The sequence below is a fragment of the Lysobacter sp. N42 genome, assembly GCF_004344885.1.
The window spans coordinates 17,982-28,015 of sequence record NZ_SKFB01000041.1; the positions used below are offsets into that span (position 1 = coordinate 17,982).

The following is a 10,034-nucleotide window of genomic DNA, read 5'->3' on the forward strand; positions in this document are numbered from 1 at the left end:
GTTAAGGACGCGTGGACGGCCGCGCGCTGATCTGGATCAAGTCCGCGTCCGGCCGTTTCGAACAGGTGGCCGGGCCGCCTTTGATATGGGTCAATGCAACCGCGCGTGCTGGCGCCGATGCTGCGCGCCTGTCCACGGAAAACCGCCATGAATCGCCTGCTCACCGCTTCCGTCCTGCTTGCCCTGGCCGCGCCCGCCGTCGCCGCCGGGTCCTCGCCCCTGTCCTTCGAATGGAATGCCCGCCTGCGCCACGAAGCGGTGGACGACGACGCCTTCGCCCGCGACGCCGAAGCCACCATGCTGCGCCTGCGCGCCGGCCTGCGATGGCGTATCGCGCCGGGCTGGGAGGCCTTTGCCGAGGGCGAGGGCGTGGCCGCGCCCGGCGACGACTACAACAGCGGCGCCAACGGCCGCACCGCGTATCCATCGGTCGTTGATCCGGAAGGCGCCGAGCTCAACCAGGCCTGGCTGCGCTGGCAGGGCGGCAAGGCCAATGCCACGCTCGGCCGCCAGCGCCTGCTGCTGGACAACCAGCGCTGGGTGGGCAACGTGGGCTGGCGCCAGAACGAGCAGACCTTCGACGCGCTGGTGCTGGGGGCGAAGCCGGCGGCGCCGGTCGCGCTCACCTACGCCTGGCTGGACCGCGTGCACCGCGTCAGCGGCGACGATGCGATCGATCCGCTCGCCCGCGAGCGCGACCTCGACGCGCACCTGCTCAACGCCGCGTGGACGCGCGGCGACCATCGCCTGGTGGGCTATGCCTATGCGGTCGAGGACCAAGACCTGGCCGCCGCCTCCACGCGCACGCTGGGCCTTCGCTACGCGCTCGCGCCCAAGGCCGGCACGCGCCGCTTCGGCATCACGGCCGAGTTCGCCCGCCAGGTCGACCACGCCGGCAACCCGCTCGACTTCTCGCATGACTACCGCCTGCTGGAGCCCGCGCTGGCGCTGCCGGGCATGACCCTGCGCGCCGGCCAGGAGCTGCTCGGCGGCACCGGCACGCACGCGCTGCAGACCCCGCTGGCCACGCTGCACGCCTTCAACGGCTGGGCCGACAAGTTCCTCGTCACGCCCGCGGCGGGCCTGGACGATCGCTACGTGGCCGCCAACGGGCAGTTGGCGAAGTCGCGCGCGCTCGGCGCGCTGGAGTGGACGCTGGCCTGGCACGACTACCGCGCCGACGCCGGTGATATGCGCTACGGGCGCGAGTGGAACGCCTCGCTGGCGATGCCCTTCGGCCCGCAGTGGAAGGCGCTGGCGAAGGTGGCCGACTACCGCGCCGACCGCTTCGCGCGCGACACCACCAAGCTCTGGCTGCAGCTGGAGTGGAGCGGCGTGCGGCCGTAGGCCTCAGGTGGCGGCCGGCTCGGCTGCTTCGGCGGCCGCGCCCGTGGCCGCCACGCACCGGTCGCGGCCCTCGGACTTGGCGCGGTAGAGGGCCGCATCGGCGCGCGCGATCGCTGTGTCCACCGCCTCGCCCTCGCGCAGCTGCGCCACGCCGATGCTCACCGTCACCCGCAGCAGCGCCTCGCCCGCGTCGATTTCCAGCGCGGCGATGCGGCGGCGGATGCGCTCGGCGGCGCGCATGGCATCGTCGAGTTGGGTATCGGTGAGCAGCACGAGGAACTCCTCGCCGCCGAAGCGCGCGCCCAGGTCGCAGGCGCGCAGCTCGGCGCGCAGCGCGCCGGCGAGCGCGCGCAGCACTTCGTCGCCGGCCGCGTGGCCCCAGCGGTCGTTGACGGCCTTGAAGCGGTCGAGGTCGAGCATCAGCACCGACAGCGGCGCGCCGCTGCGCGCGAAGCGCGCCGCTTCCAGTTCCAGCCGCTCGTTGGCCGCGCGGCGGTTGGCCAGGCCGGTGAGCGCATCGCGCGAGGCGTCGTCGCGCGCGCTGCTCAGGTTGGTGAGCAGGCGCAGCTGCGCGTGCGAGGTCCACGCCGCCGTGCCCAGCAGCAGCGCGATCAGCCAGGCGTCGCGCCAGTCGGCGGCGTCCAGCGGCCAGCCCGTGCCCAGGTGCCCGAGCACCAGCGCCGCCACCGGCGCGGTGCCCAGGCGCAGCGCGTGCGCCCAGGTCACGGGAAACAGCGCGATCTGCGTGGCGATCACGAACGGCGCGAGCTCGTAGCCCACCGAGATGCCGGTATCGGAGGGCGGGATGACGAAGGCCTGCATCAGGCCGAAGCCCAGCGCCTGGATCCACAGGAACAGCCGCAGCAGCATGAGCACGGGCATGCGCCCGCTGTGGCGCGCGAGCAGCAGCAGGCCGGTGGCGATGAGCAGGCGTGCGATAAAGGTGGTCGCGAACGCGCCGGCCGGCAGCACCACGAAGTCCAGCATCGACCAGCCGACGGTGAGCATGGCGAGCACCGGCGCGAGCGTGACGATGCGCGCGCGCACCACGCCGCGCTGGGCGTCCGCGCACTCGGCGGGCACGTCGAGGCTCGCGTGCAGGCGCGGGATGAACCGGAACCCCCGATCGCTGGACATCGGCCTTCCCCCCGAAAGGCACTGATGGGCTCAGCCTAGCAGTGCCTGCAGGCGGCTGGCGAGGTGGCGGAAATACAGGTCGATGAAGCTGATGCCGTTCTCCTCGTCGATGAGGTAGGGGTTCATCAGCGTGTGGCGCAGGATGAGCAGGCGGTCGTTGCCCGGCTCGGTGCCGAAGCTGGCCGGGTCCAGGCCCAGCTCGGCCAGCACGCGCGACAGCTCGGCCCCGCCCATGGCCTCCGGGCGCAGCGTGGTGGACGAGCCGAAGAACTCGCGGCTCTGCACGGGCACGCGCGGGTCGCAGCGCAGGCCCTCGAGCAGCCGCGCCGCGAAGGCGTTGGCGGCGGCCACGTCGGTATTGCCGGCGGGGTTGATCGCCAGGCAGACGAGGTTGCTGTCGGGCGGGAAGGGCACCACCACCCGCGCCCGCGGCGCGACCTCGCGCGCGAACGCGGCCGCCGCGTCGGCGAAGGCCTCGGCGGCGCGGATGGTCTGGCGCGGCAGCGCGCCGAAGTGCAGGTGGTCCAGGGGCAGCACGCGGTGGGTCACGTACACCGCCGCGGCCGCGGCGCCGGACTTGGACCCTTCGGGGATCACCTGCCCCAGCCGGCGGTGGCGGGCGAAGTAGTCGGTGGGCGCATCGCCGTGGAAGACGTAGTCGGCCTGCTCGGCCAGCAGCGCCACCGCGCGGTGGTCGCGGCAGACGAAGGCGCCTGCGCCGTAGGGCAGGTAGCCGAGCTTGTGCGGGTCGACGGTGATCGAATCGGTGCGAGCCAGCGCGGCGAAGGCATCGAAGACGTGCGGCCACGGGAAGTGCGCGTGGTCGGCCGCGATGTCGGCGCGCGGGCGCAGGCCGCCGTCGGGCTCGCGGAACAGGGTGGCGAGGTAGCCGCCCCAGGCGGCGTCCACGTGCACGGCGAAGCCGAGGCCGCGCTGGGCGAAACGCTCGCGCGCGTCGACGATGCGGTCCACCGGGTCGACCGTGCCGAACTCCGTGGTGCCCAGCACGCCCACGCAGGCGAGCACGGGCTGGCCGTCGCGCAGGCACTGCTCGAGGATGCCGTCCAGCGCGTCCGGGTCCATGCGCATGGCCACCTCGGGCACTTTGCGCAGCTGCGCGCGCCCCAGCCCGAGCAGCTTCATGCCCTTGCTCCAGGAGTAGTGCGCCGTCACCGGTGCGAGCACGACCGGCGGGCGCAGGTCCGGGTGGCGGCGGAAGAAGTCGACCAGGCCCAGCTGCTCCGGGCGCTCGGCGTCCACGCGAGCCTGCCAGTCGCGGCGCTGCGCGGCCGGCTGCCCGGCCAGCCAGGCCTGCCAGCGCACGAACAGGGCGGTGGACGCGGCCGGCGCCAGGTTGAAGGCTTCCGAGTCCGATGCCGGCACGCCGATGTCGGGCACGCGCGCCGCGCGCAGCGCCACCGGGAACGCCTTGAGCGCCCAGGCCAGGCGCAGCGCCTGGTAATTGGCCAGCGTGCCGCCGGAGGTGAGGTGGCCGAAGGCGCAGTCCTCGCGCGCGGGGTCGTCGGGGTAGCCGAACATGCGCGCCAGCTGCAGGCCCACGCGCACTTCCATGTCGACGGTGACCGGCGCGGCTTCCTCGCTCACGTTGTTGGGGTTGTAGGGCAGCGTGAGCATCTGCGCGGCCAGGCCCGGCAGCAGCAGGTCGGAGGCCATGTGCCCGATGTAGCGCGGGCTGTGGAAGGGCACCGACTTCTTCAGCGCGGCCGACAGCGCGTGCAGCTCGCGGCGCATGCGCGATGCGAAGCCCTGGTAGGCCGGGTGCTGCGCGGCGCGCGTGGGGATCGCCGGCGGATCCTCGGGGTGGAAGTTGCGCCGCCAGTAGACGTGGTCGCGCAGGAACTCCACTACCAGCTTCTCCAGCAGCGTGTCGTTCTCGCCGTAGGGGCCGAGGAAGCAGGCGTCGAGCGTGCGGCGCTCGTGCTCGGCCAGCTGCGCCGCGCGATGCGGCAGGTCGTCGGGCAGGGCGCTCATGCGGGCCTCAGGCGAACAGGGCGTACAGCGCGCCCAGCGGATGGTGGGCACGTGCGATGGAGTAGATCGACGCGAACACCGCGAGCGCGGCCACGTAGGCCGCCGCCTGCCCGCGCCGGCCGCGCGCGCGGCGCAGCGCGAACGCGCCCAGCCCGATGTAGCCCAGCAGCAGCACGATCTTCGTCGCCAGCCAGCCGTTGGCGAACAGCTCCCTGGGCAGCACGGTGAACAGCATCAGCGCGGCGGTGAGCAGGGTCGTGTCGATGGTCCAGCTCAGCACGCGCACCGCCAGCGAATGCGGCCAGCGGTGGCCGGCCAGCGCGAACGCGCCGCGCACGGCGAACAGCGCGCCGCTGGAGACGGCCATGGCGATGTGCAGGGCCTTGATCTGCGGATAGAACTCGATCATCGAAGGGATGTCCTCAACCGGGTTTGCCGTCGGCGCGCGGCGACAGGTAGATGCGGGCGATGCGCGCGATCCACGGCCCCAGCGCGACCAGCCAGCCCGCGGCCACCAGCGCGTGCCAGCGCATGGGATCGGGCGCGAGCTCGGCGGCGATGCGCAGCACGGCGACCACGTTGATCGCGACGAAGGCGTAGGTGGCCACCTTCGGCATCGCCAGCGGGCGGCCGGAATGGCCCTGTGTCACGCGCGTGACCATCGCCACCAGCAGGCTGCCGAAGAAGCCGACGAACAGCGCATGCGCCGGCGCGCGGCCCAGCGCGAATTCGCCGGTGGCCGCCATCCACAGGCTCTGCGCCGCGTACAGCGCGAACGCGACCGGCAGCCAGGCGAAGCCGGCGAAGAGCACGGTGAGCAGCGCGGGCTTGTCGCCGCGCGGCCACCAGCGCCAGAGCATGGCCGTGGTGAGCGCAAGCAGCGGCAGGTCGGCCAGCCAGGTCCAGGCATAGGCATGCACCAGCTCGAGGGCCAGGTGCGCCAGCAGCAGCGGCCAGGCGATCGCCAGCAGCCACAGCGGCCGCCATGCGCGGTAGCCCGGCACCGCATTGGCCGCGAAGAACGGGAACATGCGGTGCGCCACCGTCAGGTAGACCGGCAGCAACAGGCCGAAGGTGCCCAGCTTGATGCTGGCGAAGGCCCAGGACGGCGAGGCCAGCCCCAGCACGAAGGCCAGCCAGCCGGCGAGTCCGATCGCGCCGAGCGTGAGCGCCGCGAAGCACGAGCGCGCATGCCAGGTGGCGCCGGCCTCGCGCCACAGCAGGGGCGCCAGCGTGGCCAGGCCGGCGGCCCAGCCGGCCACGGTCATCCACAGGCCGACGGTGAGCCCGACGTCCCATCCCAGCGCGCCCAGCAGCGTCGCCACCTGGCCACCGAACAGGCCGATGCCCACCGGCGCGTAGCGCCAGCGGTCGATGTCGGGCAGGCCCATCCAGCGCGGGAACGTGGTCAGCAGGAAGCCGAAGATGAAGCTCGGCAGCATCTGGTACTGCATGACGAAGGCATGCAGCCAGCCGGCCGGCGTGGCCGGCTGCGGGAAGGCCGCGCCCAGGTGCGGCGCGGCCAGCCAGGCCGCCCACCAGGCCATCGCCAGCAGCACGTTGCTGGCGCCGACGAAGAACAGCAGCCGGTGCGGCGCGGCGAGCAGCCGCATCGGCGACGGGGGCGGGGCGACGGGGGCGGCGCGATTCATGCCGACATCCTCGCGCGCGCCCCGTCCGGCTGCCTTGATCTGGGTCAGACCCCGCGGGACGCCTCAGCCGCCGCAGCCGCCGCAGCACTCGGACGGCTGTCGCTGCACCTGCGATGCCGCCACCGGCACGCCCGCGCCGGCTAGCGCCTGCGCGATGTCGGCCGGCTCCAGCGAGGTCGACAGCCTCAGCGAGGCCAGCACCGCATCGTAGTCGACCAGCGCGGCCGGGTCGATCTCGGTGATCGCGGCTTCGACGCGGTCCACGTCGGGGATGAGGGGAAGGGCGGAAATGCGGAACTGCATGGCGGTCTCCGTGGAGGGGTCGTGTGCGCGACAGGGTGGTGGCACCGGCGCCGCCGCGCCCTGACGTGCGTCAAGCGCGCCGCGTGGCATCCGCAAAAAAGGGGGCGGCCGAAGCCGCCCCCTGTTGCCGGTCGTGCCGGCTCAGACTTCGCGCTTGACCGCCTCGCCGGCCGGGAGCGTTTCGCGCCGCGGCGCGACCCACAGCCTCAACACGAACCAGGTCAGCGCCAGCGCACCGATGCTGAACACCGTGTCGCCCGGCACGCGCAGCCACACCAGCGTGTCGACGATGGGCTTCTGCATGAAGTCGGCCGAACGCGCGTACCAGTAGCCGTGCTCGATCGCCGCCAGCAGCTGCAGCGTGCCCAGCGGCAGCAGCGTCAGCAGCGCCATCAGCGCCAGGCCGATGTTGAACGACCAGAACGAGATCTTCAGCGCCCGCGTATCCCAGCGCATCTGGCCGCGCAGCCCGCGCAGGCTGAACAGCAGCAGGGCGATGCCGAGCATGCCGTAGACGCCGAACAGCGCGGTGTGGCCATGCAGCGGCGTGAGGTTGAGGCCCTGCATGTAGTACAGCGACAGCGGCGGATTGATGAGGAAGCCGAACAGGCCGGCGCCCACCAGGTTCCAGAACGACACCGCGATGAAGAACAGGATCGGCCACTTGTAGCGAACCATCCACGGCGTCGCCTTGCCCAGCTTGTAGGTGTGGTAGGCCTCGAAGCCGATGTAGGCCAGCGGCACCACTTCCAGCGCGCTGAAGCTCGCGCCCAGCGCCACCACCGCGGTCGGCGTGCCGACGAAGTAGAGGTGGTGCAGCGTGCCCAGCACGCCGCCGGCGAGGAAGATCACCGTGGCGAACAGCACCGCCACCGTCGCCGTGTGCGCGCGGATCAGGCCGAGCCGGACGAAGATCAGCGACATCACCGCGGCGGCGAACACCTCGAAGAAGCCCTCCACCCACAGGTGCACCAGCCACCAGCGCCAGTACTCCACCTCGCTGATGTGCGTGTGCTCGCCCCACATCAGCGCCGAGGCGAAGAACAGGCCGATGGCGACGGTGGACAGGAACATCAGCCCGACGATCGACTTGGTGTCGCTCTTCGGCCCGCGCAGCACCGGCCACAGGGCGCGTCCGACCAGCGTCAGCCACAGCAGCAGGCCGATGAACAGGAACCACTGCCAGAAGCGGCCCATGTCGGCGAACTCCCAGCCCTGGTGGCCGAACCAGAAGTTGTGCTCCAGCCCCAGCTTCTGCATCACCGCCAGCCACTGCCCGGCGAACGAGCCGACCACGATGATCAGCAGACACACGAACAGGAAGTTGACGCCGAGCCGCTGGAACTTCGGTTCATGCCCCGACAGCGCGGGCGCGATGTACAGGCCGGTGCCGAGCCACGCCACGGCGATCCACAGCACCGCCAGCTGCGTGTGCCAGGTGCGGGTGATCGAGTAGGGCAGCACTTCCGACAGCGCGAGGCCGTACGCCTCCTGGCCTTCGACCTGGTAGTGCGCGGTGATCGCGCCCAGCAGGATCTGCACCAGGAACAGCGCCAGCACCACCCAGAAGTACTTGGCGGTGGCGCGCATCGACGGGGTGACGCGCAGGGTCGCCAGCGGATCGCTGGCCGGGAACGTGTGCTCCTCCTCCTTGTGGGTGCGCGCGTGGTGCCAGCCGAGCAGGCCGATGCCGGCCAGCAGGAACAGCACGCTGAAGGCCGACCACACCCACAGCGACGGCGGCGGCGTGTTGCCGACCAGCGGCTCGCCGGGCCAGTTGTTGGTGTAGGTGACGCGCTTGTCGACCACGCCGGGCTGGCTCGGAGCGAGCGTGTCGCCGGCGGCGCCGCCGCGTTCCGTGGTGGCCGCCCACGCCGTCCACCAGAAGAACGCGGTCAGCGCGCGCCGATGGTCGGCGGCGGGGACCGTGTCGTTCTTCATCGCGTAGGCCTCGCGCAGCGAGGCGGTGGCCGGGTCGTTGCCGAACAGGCTCTCGTAGTGCGCGGCGACGTTGGAGATCGCCGCCACCCGGTCTTCGTCCAGCGTGATGGTGCCGGTCGCGGGATCGTAGGTGTTCTTGCGCATCATCGGCTGCAGGCGCGCCTGCAGCCTGCCCTGCTTCTCGGGCGTGAGCGCATGGAAGTTCGCCGCGCCCTCCTGCCGCGCCCAGATGTCGAGCACGCCGAGCGCCTCGCGGTGCAGCCAGTCGGCGCTCCAGTCCGGCGCCACGTAGCCGCCATGGCCCCAGATCGAGCCCAGCTGCATGCCACCCATGGACTGCCAGACCTGGCGGCCCTTCTGGATGTCGTCCTTCGTGTAGACCACCTCGCCGGTCTCGCTCACCACGCGTTCGGGTACCGGCGGGGCGGTGCGGAAGATCTCTCCGCCGGCCCACAGCAGCACCGAGAACGACGCGACAAGCAGGACGGCAAGCCCCAACCACAACTTGCGTGTGCTGCTCATGTCACCTCTCCCTTACGGTTGGTGACATGCTCCCCGCCGGGGGGTGCCGGCCGCCTTGACCTGAGTCAACGCGGCCGCGGATGCGCCGGCTTCAGCCGCGCAGCACCGGCGCGGCCAGGGCCTCGATCTCGTCGGGGCGCAGCAGTTCCAGCTCGCGGCGGTCCACCGCCACCCAGCCTTCCTGCTGGAAGCGCTTGAGCACGCGGCTCACGGTCTCCGGCGCCAGGCGCAGGTAGTTGGCGATGTCGGTGCGCGCCATGGTCAGCTGGAAGCGGGTGGGCGAGAAGCCGCGCGCGGCCAGGCGGCGGGAGAAGCCGACGAGGAAGGCCGCCAGGCGCTGGTCGGCGGTGAAGTCGCCGGCCAGCTGCGCGGCGCGGCCGATGTCGCGGCTCATCAGGCGGAACAGCTGGCGTTGCAGGCCGGGCAGGCGCGTGGCCAGCAGCTCCATCTGCGGGAACGAGAAGCGGCAGAGCATCACCGTGTCCAGGGCCACGGCGTTGCAGGGATAGCGGTCGGTGTCGATGGCGTTGAGGCCGATGACCTCGCCCGGCAGGTGGAAGCCCAGCACGTGCTCGCGGCCGTCGCGGTCGATCACGTAGGTCTTCACGGTGCCGGCGCGCACGGCGGCGATCGCGTCGAAGGGGTCGCCCTCGCGGAAGACGTGGTCGCGCGCGTGGAACGGCCCCACGTGCTCGACCAGCACGTGCAGGTCCATCAGCGCCGACTTGTCCATGCCCTGCGAGAGGCAGGCATCGGAGAAGGCGCAGGTGGAGCAGAAGTGCAGCGCGTCGCCGTCGTCGGAAATGGTCCGCGCGTCCTGGCGCGGGAAAGGCGTCAGGTCCAGGGCGATCCCTCCGGGGTCAGACCGCCCGCGAGAAGCGCGGGCGCAGCACGTCGGCGGGGCGGTCGAGGTAGGCGTCGAAGCACATGGCAATGTTACGCAGGAACAGCCGCCCCTGCGACGTGACCTGGATGCGGTCCGGACTGCAGCGCACGAGCCCGTCGGCTTCCAGCGGCGCCAGCTTCTCCAGCGACGGGGCGAAATACGCCGCGAAATCGATCGCGTACCGCCGTTCCAGCGCCCGCACGGGGATTTCGCCCTGGCACATGAGGGCCTGGATGAGGTCGGCGCGCAGCTGG

Annotated in this window: 8 protein-coding genes and 1 pseudogene; 1 reads left to right on the forward strand and 8 read right to left on the reverse strand. The window is 72.0% G+C overall.

The features are described from left to right. Window positions 1-147: 147 nt before the first annotated feature. Window positions 148-1,347, forward strand: a complete 1,200-nt coding sequence (locus tag EYQ95_RS22910) for an alginate export family protein (RefSeq protein WP_165924836.1) — start codon at window positions 148-150, stop codon at window positions 1,345-1,347. A gap of 3 nt (window positions 1,348-1,350) precedes the next feature. On the opposite strand, the gene EYQ95_RS22915 is transcribed toward EYQ95_RS22910, so the two are convergent. The 8 genes and pseudogenes from EYQ95_RS22915 to EYQ95_RS22950 all read right to left on the reverse strand — a co-directional run. Then, complete coding sequence (locus tag EYQ95_RS22915; protein ID WP_132330930.1) at window positions 1,351-2,484, reverse strand: diguanylate cyclase; 1,134 nt, start codon at window positions 2,482-2,484, stop codon at window positions 1,351-1,353. Between the two features lie 30 nt (window positions 2,485-2,514). After that, a complete protein-coding gene (locus tag EYQ95_RS22920; RefSeq protein ID WP_132330932.1) occupies window positions 2,515-4,476 on the reverse strand; it encodes a pyridoxal-dependent decarboxylase in 1,962 nt (653 codons plus the stop codon). Between the two features lie 7 nt (window positions 4,477-4,483). After that, window positions 4,484-4,885: a SirB2 family protein gene (locus EYQ95_RS22925; protein ID WP_132330934.1), complete on the reverse strand. Its 402-nt coding sequence runs from the start codon at window positions 4,883-4,885 to the stop codon at window positions 4,484-4,486. 13 nt (window positions 4,886-4,898) lie between these two features. Continuing rightward, entirely contained in the window at window positions 4,899-6,128 is a 1,230-nt protein-coding gene (locus tag EYQ95_RS22930) for an NnrS family protein (RefSeq protein ID WP_132330936.1), read from the reverse strand. A 63-nt stretch (window positions 6,129-6,191) separates the two neighbouring features. Next, window positions 6,192-6,431, reverse strand: a complete 240-nt coding sequence (locus EYQ95_RS22935; protein ID WP_132330938.1) for a hypothetical protein — start codon at window positions 6,429-6,431, stop codon at window positions 6,192-6,194. Window positions 6,432-6,572: 141 nt separating this feature from the next. Further along, window positions 6,573-8,894 carry a nitric-oxide reductase large subunit gene (locus EYQ95_RS22940; protein ID WP_132330940.1) on the reverse strand — a complete coding sequence of 774 codons (2,322 nt, stop codon included), beginning with the start codon at window positions 8,892-8,894 and terminating at the stop codon, window positions 6,573-6,575. A gap of 91 nt (window positions 8,895-8,985) precedes the next feature. Then, entirely contained in the window at window positions 8,986-9,627 is a 642-nt protein-coding gene (locus EYQ95_RS22945) for a helix-turn-helix domain-containing protein (RefSeq protein ID WP_132330942.1), read from the reverse strand. A 127-nt stretch (window positions 9,628-9,754) separates the two neighbouring features. After that, window positions 9,755-10,034, reverse strand: a pseudogene (locus EYQ95_RS22950) (coproporphyrinogen III oxidase); the annotation flags it as partial.

Bases quoted from the DNA above. Each gene is read 5' to 3' on its own strand.
- EYQ95_RS22910 (WP_165924836.1), top strand. From the start codon at position 148: ATGAATCGCCTGCTCACCGCTTCCGTCCTGCTTGCCCTGGCCGCGCCC.
- EYQ95_RS22915 (WP_132330930.1), bottom strand. From the start codon at position 2,484: ATGTCCAGCGATCGGGGGTTCCGGTTCATCCCGCGCCTGCACGCGAGC.
- EYQ95_RS22920 (WP_132330932.1), bottom strand. From the start codon at position 4,476: ATGAGCGCCCTGCCCGACGACCTGCCGCATCGCGCGGCGCAGCTGGCC.
- EYQ95_RS22925 (WP_132330934.1), bottom strand. From the start codon at position 4,885: ATGATCGAGTTCTATCCGCAGATCAAGGCCCTGCACATCGCCATGGCC.
- EYQ95_RS22930 (WP_132330936.1), bottom strand. From the start codon at position 6,128: ATGAATCGCGCCGCCCCCGTCGCCCCGCCCCCGTCGCCGATGCGGCTG.
- EYQ95_RS22935 (WP_132330938.1), bottom strand. From the start codon at position 6,431: ATGCAGTTCCGCATTTCCGCCCTTCCCCTCATCCCCGACGTGGACCGC.
- EYQ95_RS22940 (WP_132330940.1), bottom strand. From the start codon at position 8,894: ATGAGCAGCACACGCAAGTTGTGGTTGGGGCTTGCCGTCCTGCTTGTC.
- EYQ95_RS22945 (WP_132330942.1), bottom strand. From the start codon at position 9,627: ATGGACAAGTCGGCGCTGATGGACCTGCACGTGCTGGTCGAGCACGTG.